Source organism: Streptomyces seoulensis (assembly GCF_022846655.1).
GTDB lineage: Bacteria > Actinomycetota > Actinomycetes > Streptomycetales > Streptomycetaceae > Streptomyces.
Map to the genome: position 1 here is coordinate 243,987 of NZ_AP025667.1, position 22,086 is coordinate 266,072.

Here is a 22,086-nt window from a genome sequence, read left to right on the forward strand (position 1 = left end):
TCTCTCACGTCATGTCCTCTGAGACCACGGGTGCCAGCTATGCCAGCGCGGGCGTCGACATCGAGGCGGGCGACCGCGCGGTCGAGCTGATGAAGGAGTGGGTGAAGAAGACCCGTCGCCCCGAGGTCCTCGGCGGCATCGGCGGCTTCGCCGGCCTCTTCGACGCCTCCGCCCTCAAGCGCTACGAGCGCCCGCTGCTCGCCTCCGCCACGGACGGCGTCGGCACGAAGGTCGACATCGCGCGCCGCCTCGGCGTGTACGACACGATCGGCCACGACCTGGTCGCCATGGTCATGGACGACATCGTGGTGTGCGGCGCGGAGCCGCTGTTCATGACCGACTACATCTGTGTCGGCAAGGTCCACCCCGAGCGGGTCGCCGCGATCGTCAAGGGCATCGCGGAGGGCTGTGTGCTCGCCGGGTGCGCCCTGGTGGGCGGCGAGACCGCCGAGCACCCCGGTCTGCTCGGCCCGGACGACTTCGACGTGGCCGGCGCCGGCACCGGCGTGGTGGAGGCCGACCGGCTGCTGGGCCCCGACCGCATCCGCTCGGGCGACGTGGTGATCGCCATGGCGTCCTCCGGGCTTCACTCCAACGGGTACTCCCTGGTCCGCCACGTCCTGCTGGACCGGGCCGGGCTGGCGCTGGAGAGCGAGGTCGCCGAGTTCGGCCGCACGCTCGGCGAGGAGCTCCTGGAGCCCACCAAGATCTACTCGCTGGACTGCCTGGCGCTGACCCGCACCACCGAGGTGCACGCCTTCTCGCACATCACCGGCGGCGGCCTCGCGGCCAACCTGGCCCGGGTGATCCCGGACGGGCTGTACGCCACCGTGGACCGCTCGAGCTGGACGCCGGGCCCGGTCTTCGACCTGGTCGGCCGCAGCGGCGACGTGGAGCGGCTGGAGCTGGAGAAGACCCTCAACATGGGCGTCGGCATGATGGCCGTCGTCCCGGCGGAGTCCGCCGACGCCGCGCTGACCACGCTGGCCGACCGGGGCGTCGAAGCCTGGGTGGCCGGCTCGATCGCCGAGCGCGGCGAGCAGGAGAGCGCCGCCGGACTCGTCGGCGACTACGCGGTCTAGCCCGGCCGCCGGCCGGCTTCCGGACAGCACAGAAGCCGGTCGGTGGCAGTGCCACCGACCGGTCTTCCGCTGCTCGTTGCAGGATGCTCAGTGCAAGGTCAAGCGCCGCGACGGTGCTGTGAGGGACCGTCGTCCTCGTCCTCGTCGTCGTCCTCATAGAGGTCGGCGTAACGGGAGTAGAGGTCTTCCTCGTCGTCCTCATCCTCTTCGAACGGCTCGCTGTTCGGCGGCTGGTTCGAAGTTGATGCGCCCAGTTCACTGGCCAGACGCGACAGATCAGTCCCACCGCTGTTGTACTTCAGCTGGCGGGCGACCTTCGTCTGCTTGGCCTTGGCCCGGCCGCGCCCCATGGCTCGACCCCCTCGGTGACGGGGCTCAACGGCCCCAGAGTCTGACACGCGTTCATGATCCGAAACGGACTCCCCGTAGAGAGGCCGGTCCGTAGGGCTTCCACGGTACCTGAGCCCGCGCCCATACGGTACGTCGCCCGCAGCACGCGCGTGTGCACAGGACCCACGAGGAGCCCTGTCCTCGCTGGTCAATGGCGATTTTAACCACTTATCGGGGTACGACCCGCCGACGGAAGTGACAGTTCTCTCCAAGTTGCCCCCGACGGGTACCGCCGGGGGCGGCGAGCGCCCAGCCGGACGCGGCCCGGACGCACTGCCGGGACCGCCTCCGGGTGACTGCTTCCCCCGGCGTGTCGGTCAGTGTGCCGCGCGGGCCTCGGCCATCCGCTGCTCGGCGATCCGGTCGGCCGCGGCGGCGGGCGGAACCCCGTCCGCCTTCGCACGTGCGAAGATCGCCAGCGTGGTGTCGAAGATCTTCGCGGCCTTCGCCCGGCACCGCTCGAAGTCGAAGCCGTGCAGCTCGTCGGCGACCTGGATCACCCCGCCCGCGTTCACCACGTAGTCCGGCGCGTAGAGGACGCCCCGGTCCTGGAGGTCCTTCTCGACACCGGGGTGGGCGAGCTGGTTGTTGGCCGCGCCGCACACCACGGAGGCGGTGAGCACCGGCACCGTGTGGTCGTCCAGCGCCCCGCCGAGCGCGCAGGGGGCGTAGATGTCGAGCCCCTCCAGCCGGATGAGGGCGTCGGTGTCGGCGACCCGGCGCACACCGGGGTGGGCCTCGGTGATCCGGTCCACGGCCTCCGCGCGCACATCGGTCACCACGACCTCGGCACCCTCCGCCAGGAGATGCCCGACCAGATGCCGGCCGACCTTGCCGACGCCCGCGATGCCGATCACGCGGTCCCGCAGCGAGGGGTCGCCCCACAGGTGCTGGGCCGAGGCGCGCATGCCCTGGTAGACGCCGAACGCGGTGAGCACCGAGGAGTCGCCCGCGCCGCCCTGCTCGGGCGAGCGTCCGGTGGTCCAGCGGCACTCGCGGGCCACCACGTCCATGTCGGCCACGTAGGTGCCCACGTCGCACGCGGTGACGTAGCGGCCGCCCAGCGAGGCGACCATGCGCCCGTAGGCGAGCAGCAGCTCCTCCGTGCGGTCCCGCTCGGGGTCACCGATGATCACGGCCTTGCCGCCGCCGTGGTCGAGACCGGCCATGGCGTTCTTGTACGACATCCCGCGCGCGAGCTGGAGGGCGTCGGCCACGGCCTCGGCCTCGCTCGGGTACGGGTGGAAGCGCGTGCCGCCGAGCGCGGGGCCCAGCGCGGTGGAGTGGATGGCGATGACGGCCCTCAGGCCGGTGGCGCGGTCCTGGCAGAGCACGACCTGCTCGTGGCCGCCCTGGTCCGAGCGGAACAGGGTGTGCAGGACATCTGCGGTGACGCCGGTTACCTCGGTCACTGTGGTGACTCCTGTGTAAGAAGCGGCGGGCGGGGCCGGAGCCCCTGGGGGTTCCCCCCACACTTTTGGTGGCGGGGGATGCTGGCGGGGTGCTGCCACGCGGCCGTTGGGCCGCAAGGCTGAGCGTAGGGCCTGGGCCGGGCCCGCGACCGGCACCCGCCGAGGATCACCCGCAGGTGCGACGCGCGGGCGCTGCCGTGGCACGATTCGCAGTGGTTGCGAGGTGGCCCCGACGGGGAGGGAGCAGGCGTGCCCGAGGTGTCCTCCATGGTCGTCCCCTATGCCGCCTACCTGCGCGTCTACGAGCCGCTGGCCGCCTTCCCGGAGCCGGAGCGCGACCACTGGACGCGCTACGCCCGCCGCCCGGACCGCCCCACCTACCAGGACGAGCTGCGCCGGGCGCTGGCCGACCTGCTGCCCACCCCGCCCGTGCCGGTACCGGTGCACGAGAGCGCCGACGCGTTCGTGCTGGAGCGGGACGGCGTGGTGTGCGTCTGCCCCTGGCGGACCCGGCTGCGCGGCTGGCAGGCGCTGGCCGGGCTCGGCGAGGAACTGCCCCCGCCGGTGCTGGACGCGGCGCTGCCGCCCCTGGTGCGCGACCAGGCCGCCCAGGACTACGAGCGCTGGCTCGCCCGCAACCCCGACGCCCGCCCCTGGATCCGCGGCGCGAGCTGGCAGATCCCGCTGGCCTGGTTCGTGCTGGTCGCCGACGAGGAGCGCCGCTTCGAGCCGCGCAGCGGCGAGATCCCGCCGATGCTCCGCTACCGCACGCAGATGGTGCAGGCCCGGCGCCGGGTGGCGCGGTCGCTGCGCACCCTCAGGGACACGGTCGGGGAGAGCCCGCTGATCGACGGCGTGCTGGACGTCGGCCGCTGGCTGGAGGAGTTCCACCCGCGCTCGGTGGTCGAGCTGGACTACGGCGGCCTGGTGCACGCGGTGCCGGCCGGGACGCTGCGGGAGGACCACTCCGCGGCGGACGTGGCCGAGGGCATCGACGCGCTGCGCCGGGGCGACGAGAGCGCCGCGAGCCGTGTCTACGGACGTCTGGCGGCCCGCTGGCGGTCGGTGCGGGACCTGCGCTCGGCGAACTGAGCCCTCCCGAAGTGACGTACGTCACGGTCGAAATGGCTTCGAACAGCGTACGGTCTACGGAACTTGGACCGTTTGACGGGGCGTTGGCCTCGAACCGGGCTTTTGCCTCATTGGGTGATGGACGGCACTTACACGGCCCTTGCGTCTCTTGCCACTCCTCGTGCCAAAATAGGACAAGGAGTCCGGGGAGGACTCTGTCTGCCCATCTGTGCTCCACTATGGGCGGATTCTCCGCATTGCACGCTTTGGGGGGCCTTGCGGCTCCCGATCGCCATGTGACTGATCGTCACGTCGGCGTGACTGTCCGCTATGGCATGGTCCATCGGCTTCCGTCGTGGATGAACACCTGGGAGGGCAATTCCATCGGTTTGGCCGACGCGGCTGGACAGATGGTGTAGTTGTAGTGCCGAGGACAAGCCGTTCGTCCTATAACCGACTCGACTCGCGTCCGCCATTTCGGGCAACGCGGGTCAAGGTGCAGAATTTAGAGGAAAGAACCGAGAAGGTTCGGTTCTCCCGAGGAGGCCGCTCATGACCGCTCGCACCCCTGATGCCGAGCCGCTGCTGACCCCGGCTGAGGTCGCCACCATGTTCCGTGTCGACCCCAAGACGGTCACGCGGTGGGCGAAGGCCGGCAAGCTCACGTCGATCCGCACGCTCGGCGGGCATCGCCGCTACCGCGAGGCGGAGGTCCGCGCTCTGCTCGCGGGCATCCCGCAGCAGCGCAGCGAGGCCTGAACAACTGAATAACAGGGCAAAACGACCGGCCCCCCAACCGGCCGAAGCGCCCGAACCCTAGCTCCACACGACGCGGGACCTGCCCCAACAGGCCCCATGCCCACGCCGGACGAAGTCCGAAAGCACGTGGCACCGGGTGCGTCGTCGATCGCGCTGGACTCCGCCGGGTCCAGCGCGATCTTTTTTGTGCGCTCACGGGCGCCTGCCGGCCCCCGCGTGAGCGGCCTTGTCGGAGTCTGGGGAGGGCCGCGGGAAGTCCCGCGCGCCGCCTCGCCCGCAGCCCCCGCGCTTGTCTCACGAGCCCCGTGGGGCACCTCGGGGGCGGGTGCAATTGCACATATTAAATTGACCTGTTGTAGGGCAGTGGTAAGAACCCGGGTTTCGAAAACTCATGCCGTGACTCCCGTCACACGCCAGGGTCCTTGTTGTTCCGCCCACCGGTGGGTTATTGGCGCTCGTCCGCCCCATCGTCCGCCGTACGAACGGGTGTTGGGGTGGCGTCCATGGCCAGCCGCAGCAGGCGGTGGCAGACGGGGCAGTGGCGGGTGCGGTGCCGGTAGGACGAGGCGGCCGCCAGATGCGCCCTCAGGAGCGCCCGTGTCTCGTGCCGGGCCGATGCCGCCATACGCCACCTCCGCAGGCCGCACAGGGGAAGCGGGGCCTGTCTTCTGGGTACCGGCGGGACGTGACCCCGTCAAGGGCGCGGGTGGGCAGCCCAGGAACGGCGGAAGGGCCCCCGGAATCCGGGGGCCCTTCTCTTACTGCGGTCCTGACGGGATTTGAACCCGCGGCCTCCACCTTGACAGGGTGGCGAGCACTCCAAACTGCTCCACAGGACCATCTGGTGCCTCGCTCCGCTTTCCGCGTTGCGCTGCGAGAAGGACTGTACAGGAGTCTGGGGGCGCAGGTCGAACTCACCCAGCGCAGCGGCTCCGCTACGGTACGGCGGCGTCGATCGCCTTCACGATCCGCTTGTCGGAGACCGGGTGAGCGGTGCCCAGCGCGTGGGCGAAATAGCTGACCCGCAGCTCCTCGATCATCCAGCGGATGTCCAGCACCTGCCGGGGTACCGGGCGCCCCTTGGGGAGCTGCTCCAGCAGCCAGGCGTACTCGTCCCGCATCTCGTGGACCTTCTGCATCCGGGTGGTGTCCCGCTGGACGTTCGTCGGCATCTGCTGGAGGCGCCGGTCGGCGGCCACCAGGTAGCGCATCAGATGCGGCAGCCGCGCGATGCCCGCCCAGGTCACGAAGCCGGGCTTGACCAGCGCGTCCAACTGCTGCCGTACGTCCGCCAGGTTGGCCAGCAGGGTCGGGCTGTTCACCGACTTCAGCCGCCGCTCGCACGCCTGCCAGGCGGCCAGCACCTGCTGCACCTGGCCCACCGCACGCACGGTGGTGTCCACGATCTCGGCCCGCACCTTGTCGTAGAGCTTCCGGTACGACTCCTCGTCCCACACCGGGCCGCCGAAGTCCGCGATCAGCTTGTCGGCCGCCGCCATCGCGCAGTCGTCGAACAGCGCCTGCACCGAACCGTGCGGGTTGGCGGAGAGCGCGAGCTTCTGCGCGTTGGTCAGCTTGTCGGACGCGAACTTCGCCGGGTTCACCGGGATGTTGCGCAGGATCAGCCGGCGTACGCCCTTCCACATCGCCTCGGCCTGCTCCTCCTCGGTGTCGAAGAGGCGGACCGAGACGGTGTCGCCGTCGTCCACCAGCGCCGGGTACGCCTTCACCGGCTGGCCGGCCCGCCGGGTCTCGAAGACCCGGCTGAGGGTGCCGATCGTCCAGTCGGTCAGGCCCGAGCGCTCCAGCGAGGGACCGCCCTGCCGGGACGCGGTGGCCGCGGCGGCCTGCGAGATGGCCTGGCGGGCCTTCGGGCGCAACTGGAGCTTGAGCGCCTCCAGGTCCTTGTCCTCGGCCAGGTTGCGGCGCCGCTCGTCCACGATCCGGAAGGTGACCTTCAGATGGTCCGGGACCTTCGACCAGTCGAAGTCCTCGGCCTCGAAGGGCACGCCCACCATGCGCTTCAGCTCGCGCGCCATGGTCGTCGCCAGCGGCTCCTGCAGGGGAACCGCCCGCTGGAGGAACTTCTTGGCGTAGTTCGGCGCCGGGACGTAGTTGCGGCGGACCGGCTTGGGCAGGGAGCGGATCAGCTCGGTGACGACGTCCTCGCGCAGGCCGGGGATCTGCCAGTCGAAGCCCTCGTCGGTGACCTGGTTGAGCACCTGGAGCGGGATGTGCACGGTCACACCGTCGGCGTCCGCGCCCGGCTCGAACTGGTAGGTCACCCGGAACTTCAGCTCGCCCTGGCGCCAGGTGTCGGGGTAGTCGGCCTTGGTGACCGCCTCCGCCGACTCCCGGATGAGCATCTCCCGCTCGAAGTCCAGGTACTCGGGCTGCTCGTGCCGCTTGTGCTTCCACCAGGAGTCGAAGTGGGCGCCGGAGACGACGTGTTCGGGCACCCGCTGGTCGTAGAAGTCGAACAGCGTCTCGTCGTCCACGACGATGTCCCGGCGCCGCGCCCGGTGCTCCAGCTCCTCGACCTCGCTGAGCAGCTTGCGGTTGTCGGCGAAGAACTTGTGGTGGGTGCGCCAGTCGCCCTCGACCAGGGCGTTGCGGATGAACAGCTCACGGGAGATCTCGGGGTCGATCCGGCCGTAGTTCACCTTGCGCTGGGCGACGATCGGGACGCCGTACAGCGTCACCTTCTCGTACGCCATCACGGCCGCCTGGTCCTTCTCCCAGTGCGGCTCGCTGTACGTGCGCTTGAGCAGGTGCTCCGCGAGCGGCTCGACCCACTCGGGCTCGATCCTGGCGTTGACGCGGGCCCAGAGCCGGGAGGTCTCCACCAGCTCGGCCGACATCAGGAACTTCGGCTGCTTCTTGAACAGCGAGGAACCGGGGAACACCGCGAACTTGGCGTTGCGGGCGCCCAGGTACTCGTTCTTGTTGCCGTCCTTCACGTCCTTCATCCCGACGTGGGAGAGCAGGCCCGCGAGGAGGGAGACGTGGACGCGGTCGGCGGGGGCGTCCTCCTCGTTGAGGTGGATGTCCATCTGCTTGGCGACCGTGCGGAGCTGGAGGTAGATGTCCTGCCACTCGCGCACCCGCAGGAAGTTGAGGTACTCCTGCTTGCACATCCGGCGGAACGAGGAGGAGCCGCGCTCCTTCTGCTGCTCGCGCAGGTACCGCCAGAGGTTGAGGTAGGCGAGGAAGTCGCTGGTCTCGTCGCGGAAGCGGGCGTGGCTCTGGTCGGCCTGGGTCTGCTTGTCGGCGGGGCGCTCGCGCGGGTCCTGGATGGACAGGGCGGCGGCGATGACCATGACCTCGCGGACGCAGCCGTTCTTCGCGGCCTCCAGCACCATCCGCGCCAGGCGCGGGTCGACCGGCAACTGGGCGAGCTTGCGGCCGGTGTCGGTGATCCGCTTGCGCGGGTCCTTCTGCGCGGGGTCGAACGCGTGCAGTTCCTGGAGCAACTGGACGCCGTCGCGGATGTTGCGGTGGTCCGGCGGGTCGATGAAGGGGAACTTCTCGATGTCGCCGAGGCCGGCCGCGGTCATCTGCAGGATGACGGAGGCGAGGTTGGTGCGCAGGATCTCGGCGTCCGTGAACTCCGGCCGGGCGAGGAAGTCGTCCTCGCTGTACAGCCGGATGCAGATGCCGTCGGAGGTACGGCCGCAGCGGCCCTTGCGCTGGTTGGCGCTGGCCTGCGAGACCGGTTCGATGGGCAGCCGCTGGACCTTGGTGCGGTGGCTGTAGCGGCTGATCCGGGCGAAGCCGGGGTCGATCACGTACTTGATGCCGGGCACGGTCAGCGAGGTCTCGGCGACGTTGGTCGCCAGCACGATCCGGCGCCCGGTGTGCTGCTGGAACACCCGGTGCTGCTCGGCGTGCGAGAGGCGGGCGTACAGCGGCAGCACCTCGGTCGAGCGGTACTTCTTCTTCTCCAGCGCGTCCGCGGTGTCCCGGATCTCCCGCTCGCCGGAGAGGAAGACGAGGATGTCGCCGGGGCCCTCGGCCACCAGTTCCTCGACGGCGTCGGTGATCGCGGTGATCTGGTCCCGGTCGGCGTCGGCGGAGTCCTCCTCCAGCAGCGGCCGGTAGCGCACCTCCACCGGGTACGTCCGTCCGCTGACCTCGATGATCGGGGCATCGCCGAAGTGCCGGGAGAAGCGCTCCGGGTCGATGGTCGCCGAGGTGATGACGACCTTCAGGTCAGGGCGCTTCGGCAGCAACTGGGCGAGGTAGCCGAGCAGGAAGTCGATGTTGAGCGACCGCTCGTGGGCCTCGTCGATGATGATCGTGTCGTAGGCGCGCAGCTCGCGGTCGTTCTGGATCTCCGCGAGCAGGATGCCGTCGGTCATCAGCTTGATGAAGGTGGCGTCCGGGTTCACCTGGTCGGTGAAGCGGACCTTCCAGCCGACGGTCTCGCCGAGCGGGGTGTGCAGCTCGTCGGCGACGCGCTCCGCGACGGTCCGGGCGGCGATCCGGCGGGGCTGGGTGTGCCCGATCATCCCGCGCAGGCCCCGGCCCAGCTCCACGCAGATCTTGGGGATCTGGGTGGTCTTTCCGGAGCCTGTCTCACCGGCCACGATGACGACCTGATGATCGCGGATGGCGGCCGCGATCTCGTCCTTCTTCTGGCTGACCGGGAGCTGCTGGGGATAGCTGACCGAGGGCACCCGGGAGCGCCGCTCGGTCATCCGGGACGCGGCCTTGTCGACCTCGCCCTCCAGCTCGGCCAGGACGGCGGCACGCGCCTCCGGCTTACGGATCTTGCGTGCGCCTTCGAGCCTGCGCCCGAGCCGGTGCGCGTCACGCAGCGACAGCTCGGTCAGACGGGAGGCGAGAGACCCCAAGGCGGGGGCGGGATGCGTAGACATACGCGATCCAGGATCTCACCTCGGGGAAATGGTGCGCGAATGAATTGACGCTCGGGACGCCGGGCGTCAGCAGGAGTTCCGGCCGAGCCGGAAGCCCGACTTGTAGCCGTTCTTGAATCCCTGCTGGTAGTCGCGCTTCGGGTCCTTCAGCGAGAGGCCCTTCCCGTCGCGGTGGTCGCCGTTGTGGTGATGGCAGTGGCGGCCGTCGCGGTACCCGGACCTGAAGCCGTCCCGGAACCCCTTCTTGTAGTCCCCGGGAGAGGCGGGTGCCGTCGTCGTGGTGCCGGCGTGGGCCTGGGCGGGCGCCGCTGACGCCTGCTGGATGCCGATCGGAGTGAGGACGATGCCGGCGGCCATGAAGACCGAACACAGGGCAGCCGTCCGTTTTCTGTTCGTGGCGGGCATGAAACGCCCCCTTGAGTGATTTCCCCACGAATGGATGCTTTTCACTCTAGTACCGCGCCGATCGCCTGCAACCGCGCTCCAGCGGCACCGAATCCGCCGGCCCCGAACGAAAGAACCCCCTCCAGAAACTGGAGGGGGTTCGGCCCGTATCGGGCTTTTGTGGCTGGGGCCGGGGTCGAACCGGCGACCTATCGCTTTTCAGGCGATCGCTCGTACCAACTGAGCTACCCAGCCACGAGGTTTCACGTGAAACCTCAGCGGTCCTGACGGGATTTGAACCCGCGGCCTCCACCTTGACAGGGTGGCGAGCACTCCAAACTGCTCCACAGGACCAGGCGCTGTACGACAGTGTCGCACAAGGTTGCGGGTCCTCCCAACGCGATTCTCACCGGGGGTGAGGTGCGCATCTGTTGGGCTGACGTCGCTCGAGAAGCGTATCAGAGCAGGGGCGGTGCTCCGTACCGAGCTTTCGGGGGGTGGCCGGGGCCCGGCGGCGGGAAACACGAAGGCCCGCCCTGGATCAGGGCGGGCCTTCGTGACAAGTCTGTTGTGGTGCCCCCAACGGGATTCGAACCCGTGCTACCGCCTTGAAAGGGCGGCGTCCTAGGCCGCTAGACGATGAGGGCTATCGGCCCGCCTGGGCGCTTCGCAGCGCGTCGGGGACGTGTGAAGCATAGGGGATCGCGAGCGGTATGGGCAAAACCCTTCGCCGTCGAGATGGCGTGGAGCCGCCCACTCACTTCTCCACCAGATGCCTGCTGACCTCCGCCGTGGTGCGCCCGAGCCCGCCCAGCCTGATCGCGTCCCATGCCTGCAGATGCCGGGTGTCCCGGTCCAGGTAGAGCACCGACGCCTCGATCGGCGCCGGGTACTGGCCCTCCACCGCGCGCAGCCCGCTGCCGCCGGTCGAGCCCTCGCGGCGCAGCCGGGTGCCCAGCGGGAGGAGCTTCGTGCCCTGGGTGTGCAGATGTCCGCAGAGCGCGAGCGGCACCGTGCCGTCGGTCCCGGCGGCGGCCACCGGCTCGTGCGCCACCGCGATGTCCACCGGGGTGCCCTTCGCCCTCTGGTCGCGCAGCGCCGAGGCGAGCCGGGCGCCCGCGAGCCGCTCCGCCGCGTCGCCGCCGGTCGCCTGGGAGCGGTCGGGGGTGAACTGGGGGTCACCGGTGCCGGCGAAGCGCACCCCGGCGATCGTCTCGGCCCGGCCCTCGTCCAGCACGTGCGCGTTCTCGATGCCTTCGAGATAGCGCTGGGTGGAGCGCGAGTCGTGGTTACCCCGGACCCACACGTAGGGCACGCCGAGGTCCTTCACCGGATCGAGGAAGCCGTTCTCCGCCGAGGTGCCGTGGTCCATGGTGTCGCCGGAGTCGACGATCACATCGACCTTGTACTGGTCCACCAGCGAGCCGATGATCTTCCAGGCGGCGGGGTTGAGGTGGATGTCCGACACGTGCAGGACCCGGATCGTGGACGGGTCGGGCTGGTAGGCGGGGAGCGTGGAGGCGACGTCGTACAGCTTGGTCACGTTGGTCACCAGGCGGGCGAGTTCCCGCTGGTAGACATCGAAGTCGGTGACGATGCTGCGGGCGTTGCCCACGACGGACGGCGCCGAGGAGAGCAGTCCGGAGAACTTCGGCTCCAGCACGGACTTCGGGTTCCACGTGGCGTACGCCGACACCCCGCAGGCCGCGAGCAGCGCGAGCGCGAGGCCGCCGGCCGCCAGGGCGCGGCTCGGGCGGCGGTAGACGGCGAGGCCGAGCGCGGTCGCGCCGGTGACGACGGCGACGCTCGAGCGCACCGCGAGGTCGAGCGTGCCGCGCTCCACGTCACGGGCCACCTCGTCCTGGAGTCCGGAGAGCCGCTCGGGGTGGTCGACCAGCGCCTGGGCGCGCGCGGGGTCGAGCCGGTCCACGTCGACGTCCAGCCGGACGGGGGCGACATGGCTGTCCAGGGTCAGTGCGCCGAGCGGGGAGACGTCGACCTTGGTGCCGCCGCTGAGGGAGGGCCGCAGCGTCATCGTGGTGTCCATCGGCCCGACGGGTGTCCGGACGCTGCCGACGACCAGCAGTCCCAGCCAGGCCCCGACGAGCACGACGCCCGTCAGGCCGAACGCCTTGAGCCAGCGCCCGCCCCCTGACCTGGGCGGCGGTCGCCGGCGCCGCGGGTCGCGGGGCGGGTCCGGGACGGAGGCGGCGGGGACATCCGGCATTGGAGCGGTATGCCCTCGCGCGCGCCCGGATATGCGGGGCTTCCGCTCAGCCCCAGCCCAGTTCGTGCAGACGGGTGTCCTCGATGCCGAAGTGGTGGGCGACCTCGTGGACGACGGTGACGGCCACCTCGTGGACCACCTCGTCGGCGGTCTCGCAGTACCGCAGGGTGGGGCCCATGTAGATGCTGATGCGGTCCGGGAGGACCCCGGCGTACCACTCGCCGCGCTCGGTGAGCGGGGTGCCCTCGTACAGGCCGAGCAGTTCGGGGTCGTCGGCGGAGGGCTCGTCCTCCACGAAGACGGCCACGTTGTCCATGACCCGCGTCAACTCCGGCGGGATCCGGTCCAGGGCCTCGCTCACCAGCTCTTCGAACCTGTCGCGTGTCATCTCCAGCACAGGGCCATTGTCGGGGACCCGCGCCCGGCGCGGGGGGTGTACGCGCGGGCCGCCGCGCACCGGCGGGCTCGGACAGCGGCGTGTCCTCCTGCGGGCGGGGGGAGTTGGGCAGGGCGTTCCCGTTCCCCGCTGTCGGAGGTGGCCGTCGTGCGCCGCTTGTACGTACCCGTCCGTCTGGTCGTCGCGGTGCTGGCCGCGGCCGCCGCCTCCGGCTGTGTGCACGTCGGCGACGACGCGGGTCCCGCCCGTACCCCGCACTCCGCCGCCCAGCGGGAGGGCGAGGCGCCGGGAGGCGGGCCGGTGCCCGGTGGCGGCGGGGCCGAGGCGGACGACGAGGGCAAGGGCGACGGCAAGCACGGGCACGGCGGCAAGAAGAAGCGGCACGGGGAGTCGGCCTCCGCCTCGGCGGACGAACGCGAGCCGCGCAAGGGTTCGGCGGCGCCGTCGAAGCCGGGGCAGACCGTGCGGCCCGGCGAACCGGTGCCGACCGGGGAGCCGACGCCGCCCCCGGCGACCTCCGCGCCGCCCGAGCCGCCGGCCTCGACCCCGCCGCCGCCGGACACCGAGCCGCCGTCGGCCGAGCCGTCGTCGTCGGCCCACGAGGAGCCCGGCACACAGCTCGGCGCGCGGGTCCCGGTGCCCTCCGTGGGGGTCGCGGTGTGAGCGCTGCGGGCCGCCGCACCGGGGCTGACGAGCTGGTTTGCCTTCAGGGGTGGGGGGTGCGTATGGTGGTAGATCGTTTGATCCCATTTGCCCGGCGCCATCGCAGAGCGCGCCGTGTGGCGCGTACTCTCCTTTGCCGTGACGGACCGCATTGAGGCGGTTGTGTTGAGCGAATCACGGAGTTGACGGGCGCGTGCCGAAGAGACTCCGGAAGGTTTCGCATTCGCATGTCCGTGTCCAGTACTGATCAGTTCGTCGTGCCCGAGAACGGGGACGCCCCCGTCGACGAGACGAACGAGGTCACCGCTGTCGTCGAGGCCGTCGTCGAGACCGACGACACCACCGACACCCCCCAGATCACCTTCGCCGACCTCGGGCTGCCCGAGGGCATCGTGCGCAAGCTCGCGCAGAACGGCGTCACCACCCCCTTCCCGATCCAGGCCGCGACCATCCCGGACGCCCTGGCCGGCAAGGACATCCTCGGCCGTGGCCGCACCGGCTCCGGCAAGACCCTCTCCTTCGGTCTGCCCACCCTGGCCTCGCTGGCCGGCGGCCGCACCGAGAAGAAGCGCCCGCGCGCCGTCATCATGACGCCGACCCGCGAGCTGGCGATGCAGGTCGCCGACGCCCTTCAGCCGTACGGTGACGTGCTCGGCCTGAAGATGAAGGTCGTCTGCGGCGGCACCTCGATGGGCAACCAGATCTACGCCCTCGAGCGCGGTGTCGACGTCCTCGTCGCCACCCCGGGCCGCCTGCGCGACATCATCAACCGCGGCGCCTGCTCCCTCGAGGACGTCCAGATCGCGGTCCTCGACGAGGCCGACCAGATGTCCGACCTGGGCTTCCTGCCCGAGGTCACCGAGCTGCTCGACCAGGTCCCGGCCGGCGGCCAGCGCATGCTGTTCTCGGCCACCATGGAGAACGAGATCTCCACGCTGGTCAAGCGCTACCTGACCAACCCGGTCACGCACGAGGTCGACAGCGCCCAGGGCAACGTCACGACCATGTCGCACCACATCCTCATCGTGAAGCCCAAGGACAAGGCGCCGGTCACCGCCGCGATCGCCTCCCGCAAGGGCCGCACGATCATCTTCGTGCGCACCCAGCTCGGCGCCGACCGCGTCGCCGAGCAGCTCCGCGAGTCCGGTGTGAAGGCCGACGCGCTGCACGGCGGCATGACCCAGGGCGCCCGTACCCGCACCCTGGCCGACTTCAAGGACGGTTACGTCAACGTCCTGGTCGCCACCGACGTCGCCGCGCGCGGCATCCACGTCGACGGCATCGACCTGGTCCTGAACGTCGACCCGGCGGGCGACCACAAGGACTACCTGCACCGCGCCGGCCGTACCGCCCGCGCGGGCCGTACCGGCACGGTCGTCTCCCTGTCGCTGCCGCACCAGCGCCGTCAGATCTTCCGCCTGATGGAGGACGCCGGTGTCGACGCCGGGCGTCACATCATCCAGGGCGGCGACGCCTTCGACACCGAGGTCGCCGAGATCACCGGCGCCCGCTCCATGACCGAGGTGCAGGCCGAGTCCGCGGGCAACGCCGCGCAGCAGGCCGAGCGCGAGGTCGCCCAGCTCACCAAGGAGCTGGAGCGTGCCCAGCGCCGCGCCGCCGAGCTGCGCGACGAGGCCGACCGCCTCGTGGCCCGGGTCGCCCGCGACCGCGGCGAGGACCCGGAGGCCGCCGTGGCCGAGGCCCAGGCGTCCGCCGAGCAGGCCGTGGCCGAGGCGACCGCCGAGGCGGCGCGTCCGGCGGTGCGCGAGACCGAGCGCGACGAGCGTCCGGCGGGCCGTGGCGGCCGTGGCTTCGACCGCGACCGTGGCGACCGCCGCGACGACCGTGGTGGCCGTGGCTTCGAGCGTCGTGACGACCGTGGTGGCCGTTCCTTCGAGCGCCGTGACGACCGCGGTGGCTTCCGCCGTGACGACCGTGGTGGCGAGCGTCGTCCGTTCAACCAGGACCGTGGCGACCGGGGTTTCGAGCGTCGTGACGACCGTGGTGGCCGTTCCTTCGAGCGCCGTGACGACCGTGGCGGCCGTTCTTTCGAGCGTCGTGACGACCGTGGCGGCGAGCGCCGTGACGACCGTGGTGGCGAGCGTCGTCCGTTCAACCAGGACCGTGGTGACCGGGGTTTCGAGCGCCGTGACGACCGTGGTGGCCGTTCCTTCGAGCGCCGTGACGACCGTGGCGGCTTCCGTCGCGACGACCGTGGCGGCCACCGGGGCAGCGACCGTCCGTTCAACCGCGAGCGCCGCGACGACCGTCCGGGCTTCCGCTCCGGCGGCCACGAGCGTCCCCAGGGCCGCCGTGACGACCACCGTGGCACCGGCGGCGGCTCCTCCTTCGGCCGCCGCGACGACAAGCCCCGCTGGAAGCGCAACGGCTGACAGCAGGTGAGCTGACGAAGGGCCCGTACGGCGTTGTCCGTACGGGCCCTTCGCGTTGCCCGGCGCTCTTCGGCCGCCGAGTGGCGCATGTCACCTCCACCCCCAGGGAATTGCTGGGGTCATGACAGACGACACGCAAGCGGGCACCGAGTCGGCCCTGTCCGACGAGGAGCGGCTCGCCCAGCTCGGCTACACCCAGGTCCTGGCCCGCCGCATGTCGGCGTTCTCCAACTACGCCGTCTCCTTCACGATCATCTCGGTGCTGTCCGGCTGCCTCACCCTGTACCTCTTCGGCATGGTCACCGGCGGCCCCGCGGTGATCACCTGGGGCTGGGTGGTCGTCGGCCTGATGACGCTGCTGGTCGGCCTGTCGATGGCCGAGATCTGCTCCGCCTACCCGACCTCGGCGGGCCTGTACTTCTGGGCGCACCGGCTCGCGCCCCCGCGCTCGGCGGCGGCCTGGGCGTGGTTCACGGGGTGGTTCAACGTGCTCGGCCAGGTGGCGGTGACGGCGGGCATCGACTTCGGCGCGGCGTCCTTCCTCGGCGCCTGGCTGAACCTCCAGTTCGGCTTCGGGGTGACGCGCGGCCGTACGGTCCTGCTCTTCGCCGCGATCCTGCTGCTGCACGGCCTGCTGAACACCTTCGGCGTGCGCATCGTCGCGCTGCTGAACAGCGTGAGCGTGTGGTGGCACGTGGTCGGTGTCGCGGTCATCGTCGGCGCGCTCACCTTCCTGCCCGACCACCACCAGCCGGCGTCCTTCGTGTTCACGAAGTTCGTCAACCAAACGGGCTGGGGCAGCGGCTTCTACGTCGTGCTGCTCGGGCTGCTCATGGCGCAGTACACCTTCACCGGCTACGACGCCTCCGCCCACATGACCGAGGAGACCCACGACGCGTCGACCGCCGGCCCCAAGGGCATCGTCCGCTCCATCTGGACCTCCTGGATCGCGGGCTTCGTCCTGCTGCTGGGCTTCACCTTCGCCATCCAGTCCTACGACGGCGCGCTCCGGTCACCGACGGGCGCGCCCCCGGCCCAGATCCTCCTGGACGCGCTCGGCGCCACGACCGGCAAGCTGCTGCTCCTGGTGGTGATCGGCGCCCAGCTCTTCTGCGGGATGGCGTCCGTTACGGCCAACAGCCGCATGATCTACGCCTTCTCGCGCGACGGGGCGCTCCCCTTCTCCCGCGTCTGGCACACGGTCAGCCCGCGTACCCGGACCCCGGTCGCGGCGGTCTGGCTGGCCGCCCTCGGCGCGCTCGCCCTCGGCCTGCCGTACCTCATCAACTCCACGGCGTACGCGGCCGTCACGTCCATCGCGGTGATCGGCCTCTACATCGCCTACGTCATCCCGACCCTGCTGCGCGTCCGCAAGGGCGCCGCCTTCGAGCGGGGCCCGTGGCACCTCGGCCGCTGGTCGGTCCCGGTCGGCGTGGTCTCGGTCTGCTGGGTCGTCCTGATCACGGTCCTCTTCATGCTTCCCCAGGTCTCCCCGGTCACCTGGGAGACCTTCAACTACGCCCCGGTCGCCGTCCTCGTCGTCCTCGGCTCCGCCGCCACCTGGTGGCTCGCCTCCGCCCGCCACTGGTTCCTCGCCGACTGAACCGACGCGGCCGTGTCCCCGATACCCGATCGGAGACACGGCCACGTCCAGCTATGCTCGGACAGGCAACACCGCCAGGGCCCTTAGCTCAATTGGCAGAGCAGTGGACTTTTAATCCATTGGTTGTGGGTTCGAGTCCCACAGGGCCTACCAGAACGCCCCCAGCTCAGAGAGGTATTGAGCTGGGGGCGCTTCCGTTCCCGGGGCGGACACTCCGCCGTGGGTCTCAGCCCCGCAGGGAGCGGGCGAGGCGGCCGAGCAGCACGGCGTTGACGAGGGCGGCCAGGGTGGTGCCGACGGTGAAGACCGCCGAGCTCAGCCAGGCGGGGGTGGCGTTCTCCAGGGGTGCGGACGCCGCGAGGGCCACGACGCTGAGCGGCGCCGTGGTGATGAGCGGCCAGATCCCGGCGAATCCGGGGTCCGGCGACAGGTACACGGCGTAGAGGAAGGACCCCACCGCCGCCGCGGCCAGTGCGAGGTACCCGCGCGAGAGCCAGTTGTCCACCGCGGGCGTGAGAAGGGACCGCCCCCGGCGCACAGGTCTCGCCCCAGGTCTCGTGGCGAGCGCGCCGAGCACGGCGGCGTTCACGAGGGCGCACAGCAGGAGCCAGAGGACCCAGGACCCGGTGGCCAGCGCCTCGGTCGCCCAGCCGCCCTCGGTACCCGGACCGAAGGGCAGGGCCATGGTCAGGAAGGAGAAGGGTGCCGTGAGCACCATCGGGACCAGGGCGAGCCCGCTCTCCGGGAAGGTGAACATGGCCAGGGTGGAGGCGGCGAAGACCGCGAGGTAGGTCCGGGCGGCCCGGTTACCGGTGGCGAGTGAGATCAGGCGGCGCGGGCGGGAGAGGTTCGGCATCGGATTCCCTCGGGTCGGTCGGGCTCGGTGGTCTCCAGAGTGGGCCGGGCGCGCGGGGGAGGGATGAGTGCGCGTACTCATCCCCGGCTGGGCACTTCGTACGCCGGTTCGCCGGCGCGGAGTAGAAAGGGAGCACGCCCGTCCAGCCCAGAGTCCGGAGAAGTGCGCCGATGCCCTACCCCCACGTCCTGCTGTCCGCCGCCGTCTCGCTCGACGGCTACCTGGACAACACCGGCCCCGAGCGGCTGCTGCTGTCCAGCCCCGCCGACTTCGACCGGGTCGACGAGGTGCGGGCATCGGTGGACGCGATCCTCGTGGGGGCCGGGACGATCCGGGCCGACAACCCTCGCCTCCTGGTCAACTCGGCCGAGCGGCGGGCCGCGCGGGTGGCCGAGGGACGGGCGGAGTACCCGCTGAAGGTGACCGTGACCGGGTCCGGTGACCTCGATCCGGCCGCCAACTTCTGGCACACCGGCGGGGAGAAGCTCGTCTACTCGACGGACGAGGGGGCCGAGCGGGCAGCGCGCCTCCTCGGGGACACCGCCGACGTGGTCCCGCTCGGCTCCGGGCTCGACTGGCGGGCGCTGCTGGAGCATCTGCACGACGTGCGCGGGGTACGGAGGCTGATGGTCGAGGGGGGCGGCACCGTGCACACCCAGCTCCTGCAGCAGGGCCTCGCCGACGAACTCCAGTTGGTCCTCGCCCCGCTCTTCGTCGGCGACCCGGCAGCCCCCCGCCTGTTCGGGCCCGGCGCGTACCAGGGGGGCCGGCTGCGGCTGACCGGGAGCCGGCGGATCGAGGACGTCGTCCTCATGCACTACGAGCCCACCGCCCCCGGCGCCGGCCCGCTGCCCACCGCCGCCGACCGGCACTGGCTGCGCACCGCCTGTGAGCTGGCCGCGCTCTGCCCGCCCTCGGACACCGCCTTCAGCGTCGGCGCGGTGGTCGTCGCGGCGGACGGCACCGAGCTGGCGCGCGGACACTCGCGCGAGGGCGGCGACCCGGTGGTCCACGCCGAGGAGGCCGCCCTCGCCGGGCTGGACCCCGCCGACCCGCGCCTGCCCGGCGCCACCGTCTACTCCAGCCTGGAGCCCTGCGCGCACCGCTCCTCCCGCCCCACCCCCTGCGCCGAGCTGATCCTGCGGGCCGGGGTGCGCCGGGTGGTCACGGCCTGGCGCGAGCCGGACACCTTCGTCACCGCGGCCGACGGCGCCGGAGTGCTCGGCAGCGGAGGCGTCACGGTGGTGACGGTGCCCGAGTACGCCCCTCTCGCACAGCGGCCGAACGCTCACCTTCCGCACTGAGGCCCACGTCACCGCGGGGTGTGTGCGCGGCACCCCGCGGATGACGTATGCTTGAGACACAACGACGCGGGGTGGAGCAGCTCGGTAGCTCGCTGGGCTCATAACCCAGAGGTCGCAGGTTCAAATCCTGTCCCCGCTACTGAAGACTCAGGGCCGGAATCCAGTAAAACGGATTCCGGCCCTGAGTGTTTTCCCGGAGCCTTCACAACGGGAACTACCCAAAGTGACGCAATGGCCGCTCAGTGCAGCGCTTCTGAGTCACCATCAAAACCGCTGTGACTCCTGAAGCGCGGTCAACTCGCCCCGTTCGCGCCGTTCCTGGTGCGTACGTCCCCGTCGGGAACGTTAACGATCAAGCCGAACGGGCTTGGAATCCGGTGTGCGTGTCTATTAACGTTCGATAACGCAGTGCGGTCGTTACAGCCGTCAGCAGAGACGGCGCCGTGCGCACACGCCGAATCCCGCAAGGGAACCGGGGACCCACCAACTTGGGGTGAATCGCGCCCAGTCCGCCGTGCACCGCTCTCGGAGCACGCCGGGTTTACGCGCGTAGGAGACCTTCCTGCTCCGAACCCGTCAGCTAACCCGGTAGGCGGAGGAGGAGAGGAGTGCGCCCGCGTGGCGTCCAACCGGCCTGCCCCACAAGCCCCGTTCGCGCCGGACGCGAGTGAGCCCTTCGCCTACGGCGCCCCCCGCGCGGAAGGCGACGCGTGGGAGGAGTGGAATCCCACCGAGGAGTCCCTGCCCCCCGTACGCGGCCGCCACCGGGTGGCCAAGCAGCGCGGCGGCGGACTCGCCCGCAGCTCCACCGTCCTCGGCGTCGGCGTCATAGCCGCCGTCGGCGCGGGTGGCATGGCGAGCGCCAACACCGGCAAGCCGCCCGTGTCCATCGCCATGCCCGACCTGCCCTCCGTGGACTCCCTGATCGACGGGCACCACACGGACGCGCCCGCCGCCTCCCTCGCCACGGCCACGGCGACCGCCGCCAGTGACGACTCCGCCTCCGACGCGGGCGAGGCGCTGCGCAGCCGGATCATGGCCCAGGCCGAGCGGCAGCAGAGCAAGGCCGACAGCCGGGCTACCGCCGCGGCCGTCGCCAAGGCCGACCAGCAGGCCGCCGACGCCGCCGCCAAGGCCGCGAAGGAAGCCGCCGCGAAGGCCGCCGACGCCAAGGAGCGGGCGGAGGCCGACGCCGAGAAGAAGGCCGAGGCGGCACGCCTGGCCACGCTGGCCAAGCAGTACACGCTGCCGACCTCCTCGTACACGATCACCTCGACCTTCGGGCAGGCCGGGGCGCTGTGGTCCTCCGGCTACCACACCGGTCTCGACTTCGCCGCGCCCACGGGCACGCTGATCAAGGCCGTGCACAGCGGCACGATCACCGAGGCGGGCTGGGCCGGCGCCTACGGCTACCGCACGATCCTCACCCTCGACGACGGCACCGAGCTCTGGTTCTGCCACCAGTCCTCGATCAACGTCAGCACCGGTCAGAAGGTCTCCACCGGCGAGGTCATCGGCCGCGTCGGCGCCACCGGCAACGTCACCGGCGCGCACCTCCACCTGGAGGTCCACCCCGGCGGCCAGCCCACCGGCATCGACCCCGGCGCCTGGCTGCGCGGCAAGGGACTCACCCCCTGAGGTACCCGGCCGGAGTTTGACCGGGTCCTTGCCCGGAACCGGAATGGGCGGGACCCGAGTGATCGTTGAGAAGAGACATGACTGCTTCTCTGCGCAAACTCGGTTCCTCCTCCCTCGAGGTCTTCCCGCTCGCCCTCGGCGGCAACGTCTTCGGCTGGACCGCCGACCGGGACACGTCCTTCGCCGTCCTGGACGCCTACGCCGCGGCGGGCGGCAACTTCGTCGACACCGCCGACTCCTACTCGGCCTGGGCCGAGGGCAACAAGGGCGGCGAGTCGGAGACGATCATCGGCGAGTGGGTGCGGGCGCGGGGCAACCGCGACCAGGTCGTCATCGCCACCAAGGTCAGCCAGCACCCCGACTACCAGGGCCTGACCGCCGCCAACATCAAGGCCGCCGCCGACGCCTCCCTGCGCCGCCTCGGCACCGACCACATCGACCTGTACTACACCCACTTCGACCAGCCCGACGTGCCGGTCGAGGAGATCATCGGCGCGCTGGACGAGCTGGTGCGGGCGGGCAAGGTCCGCTACATCGGCGCCTCCAACATCAGCGCCGAGCGGCTGAAGGAGTCCCTGGACTTCTCCGACCGCGCGGGCCTGGCCCGGTACGTCGCCCTCCAGCCCCACTACAACCTGGTCTCCCGCGACACCTACGAGGGCCCGCTCCAGGACGTCGCCGCCCGCGAGGGACTGTCGGCCGTCCCGTACTTCGCGCTCGCCTCCGGCTTCCTCACCGGCAAGTACCGCCCCGGCGCGACGGTCGACAGCGCCCGCGCAGGTTCGGCCGCCAAGCACCTGGACTCCGAGCGCGGCCAGAAGGTCCTGACGGCGCTGGACGAGGTCGCGGCCGCCCACGACACCGCTGCCGCCACGGTCGCCCTCGCCTGGCTCGCCGCCCAGCCCACGGTCGCCGCCCCCATCGCCTCGGCCCGCACGGTCGACCAGCTCCCGGCCCTGCTGGACGTGGCGGAGCTGACGCTCACCACGGCGGAGCTGGACCGCCTCACGGAGGCTTCGGCCTGACC

Annotated in this window: 17 protein-coding genes, 6 tRNA genes and 1 riboswitch; of the genes, 11 read left to right on the forward strand and 12 right to left on the reverse strand. The window is 71.0% G+C overall.

The annotated features are described in order from the left end of the window. Positions 1-11 precede the first annotated feature (11 nt). Entirely contained in the window at positions 12-1,082 is a 1,071-nt protein-coding gene (purM, locus tag HEK131_RS01160; protein WP_217462398.1) for a phosphoribosylformylglycinamidine cyclo-ligase, read from the forward strand. A gap of 98 nt (positions 1,083-1,180) precedes the next feature. Here the strand turns inward: purM and HEK131_RS01165 are convergent, their stop codons facing one another. Both HEK131_RS01165 and HEK131_RS01170 read right to left on the reverse strand, forming a co-directional pair. After that, positions 1,181-1,432 (reverse strand): DUF3073 domain-containing protein, encoded by a 252-nt coding sequence (locus tag HEK131_RS01165; RefSeq protein ID WP_217462399.1) that lies wholly within the window; start codon positions 1,430-1,432, stop codon positions 1,181-1,183. A 357-nt stretch (positions 1,433-1,789) separates the two neighbouring features. Further along, positions 1,790-2,884, reverse strand: coding sequence for a Leu/Phe/Val dehydrogenase (locus HEK131_RS01170; RefSeq protein WP_244333308.1), 1,095 nt, complete (start codon positions 2,882-2,884; stop codon positions 1,790-1,792). Positions 2,885-3,133: 249 nt separating this feature from the next. Between HEK131_RS01170 and HEK131_RS01175 the strand changes: the two genes are divergently transcribed. Next, positions 3,134-3,976 (forward strand): hypothetical protein, encoded by an 843-nt coding sequence (locus HEK131_RS01175; RefSeq protein WP_244333310.1) that lies wholly within the window; start codon positions 3,134-3,136, stop codon positions 3,974-3,976. A gap of 531 nt (positions 3,977-4,507) precedes the next feature. Continuing rightward, positions 4,508-4,714 carry a developmental transcriptional regulator BldC gene (bldC, locus tag HEK131_RS01180; RefSeq protein ID WP_003949541.1) on the forward strand — a complete coding sequence of 69 codons (207 nt, stop codon included), beginning with the start codon at positions 4,508-4,510 and terminating at the stop codon, positions 4,712-4,714. Between the two features lie 445 nt (positions 4,715-5,159). Here bldC and HEK131_RS01185 read toward each other — a convergent pair whose 3' ends face one another. The 9 genes from HEK131_RS01185 to HEK131_RS01225 form a co-directional block, all read right to left on the reverse strand. After that, positions 5,160-5,339, reverse strand: a complete 180-nt coding sequence (locus HEK131_RS01185; RefSeq protein ID WP_244333312.1) for a DUF6274 family protein — start codon at positions 5,337-5,339, stop codon at positions 5,160-5,162. A gap of 139 nt (positions 5,340-5,478) precedes the next feature. Beyond that, a tRNA-Asp gene (locus HEK131_RS01190) sits at positions 5,479-5,553 on the reverse strand. A 96-nt stretch (positions 5,554-5,649) separates the two neighbouring features. After that, complete coding sequence (gene hrpA / locus HEK131_RS01195) at positions 5,650-9,594, reverse strand: ATP-dependent RNA helicase HrpA (RefSeq protein WP_217462403.1); 3,945 nt, start codon at positions 9,592-9,594, stop codon at positions 5,650-5,652. Positions 9,595-9,660: 66 nt separating this feature from the next. Beyond that, entirely contained in the window at positions 9,661-9,999 is a 339-nt protein-coding gene (locus HEK131_RS01200; protein WP_217462404.1) for a hypothetical protein, read from the reverse strand. Between the two features lie 160 nt (positions 10,000-10,159). Then, positions 10,160-10,233 (reverse strand) — tRNA-Phe (locus HEK131_RS01205). Between the two features lie 24 nt (positions 10,234-10,257). Further along, positions 10,258-10,332, reverse strand: a tRNA-Asp gene (locus HEK131_RS01210). A 217-nt stretch (positions 10,333-10,549) separates the two neighbouring features. Next, positions 10,550-10,625 (reverse strand) — tRNA-Glu (locus HEK131_RS01215). 110 nt (positions 10,626-10,735) lie between these two features. Continuing rightward, positions 10,736-12,205, reverse strand: coding sequence for a metallophosphoesterase family protein (locus HEK131_RS01220; RefSeq protein ID WP_217462405.1), 1,470 nt, complete (start codon positions 12,203-12,205; stop codon positions 10,736-10,738). 46 nt (positions 12,206-12,251) lie between these two features. Next, complete coding sequence (locus tag HEK131_RS01225) at positions 12,252-12,602, reverse strand: metallopeptidase family protein (RefSeq protein ID WP_217462406.1); 351 nt, start codon at positions 12,600-12,602, stop codon at positions 12,252-12,254. A 147-nt stretch (positions 12,603-12,749) separates the two neighbouring features. Here HEK131_RS01225 and HEK131_RS01230 point away from each other — a divergent pair, with 147 nt between their 5' ends. The 4 genes from HEK131_RS01230 to HEK131_RS01245 all read left to right on the forward strand — a co-directional run bounded on the left by HEK131_RS01230 (position 12,750) and on the right by HEK131_RS01245 (position 17,414). Next, positions 12,750-13,265, forward strand: coding sequence for a hypothetical protein (locus HEK131_RS01230; RefSeq protein ID WP_244333314.1), 516 nt, complete (start codon positions 12,750-12,752; stop codon positions 13,263-13,265). Positions 13,266-13,492: 227 nt separating this feature from the next. Next, positions 13,493-15,658, forward strand: coding sequence for a DEAD/DEAH box helicase (locus HEK131_RS01235; protein ID WP_244333316.1), 2,166 nt, complete (start codon positions 13,493-13,495; stop codon positions 15,656-15,658). Positions 15,659-15,779: 121 nt separating this feature from the next. Next, the gene (locus HEK131_RS01240) at positions 15,780-17,261 is read left to right on the forward strand and encodes an amino acid permease (protein WP_244333318.1); all 1,482 of its coding nucleotides are present in this window, start codon (positions 15,780-15,782) and stop codon (positions 17,259-17,261) included. A gap of 77 nt (positions 17,262-17,338) precedes the next feature. Further along, a tRNA-Lys gene (locus HEK131_RS01245) sits at positions 17,339-17,414 on the forward strand. A gap of 73 nt (positions 17,415-17,487) precedes the next feature. Here the strand turns inward: HEK131_RS01245 and HEK131_RS01250 are convergent. Then, complete coding sequence (locus HEK131_RS01250; protein WP_244333320.1) at positions 17,488-18,117, reverse strand: SCO4225 family membrane protein; 630 nt, start codon at positions 18,115-18,117, stop codon at positions 17,488-17,490. A 170-nt stretch (positions 18,118-18,287) separates the two neighbouring features. Here HEK131_RS01250 and HEK131_RS01255 point away from each other — a divergent pair, with 170 nt between their 5' ends. The 4 genes from HEK131_RS01255 (at position 18,288) to HEK131_RS01270 (ending at position 22,084) form a co-directional block, all read left to right on the forward strand. Then, a complete protein-coding gene (locus HEK131_RS01255) occupies positions 18,288-19,421 on the forward strand; it encodes a dihydrofolate reductase family protein (RefSeq protein ID WP_244333322.1) in 1,134 nt (377 codons plus the stop codon). A gap of 65 nt (positions 19,422-19,486) precedes the next feature. Beyond that, positions 19,487-19,560 (forward strand) — tRNA-Met (locus tag HEK131_RS01260). Positions 19,561-19,863: 303 nt separating this feature from the next. After that, positions 19,864-20,032: riboswitch (cyclic di-AMP (ydaO/yuaA leader) on the forward strand. A gap of 7 nt (positions 20,033-20,039) precedes the next feature. After that, on the forward strand, positions 20,040-21,059 hold the full coding sequence (locus HEK131_RS01265) for a M23 family metallopeptidase (protein ID WP_217461654.1): 1,020 nt from the start codon (positions 20,040-20,042) through the stop codon (positions 21,057-21,059). 77 nt (positions 21,060-21,136) lie between these two features. Then, positions 21,137-22,084, forward strand: a complete 948-nt coding sequence (locus tag HEK131_RS01270; RefSeq protein WP_244333325.1) for an aldo/keto reductase — start codon at positions 21,137-21,139, stop codon at positions 22,082-22,084. The last annotated feature ends 2 nt before the right edge of the window (positions 22,085-22,086 follow it).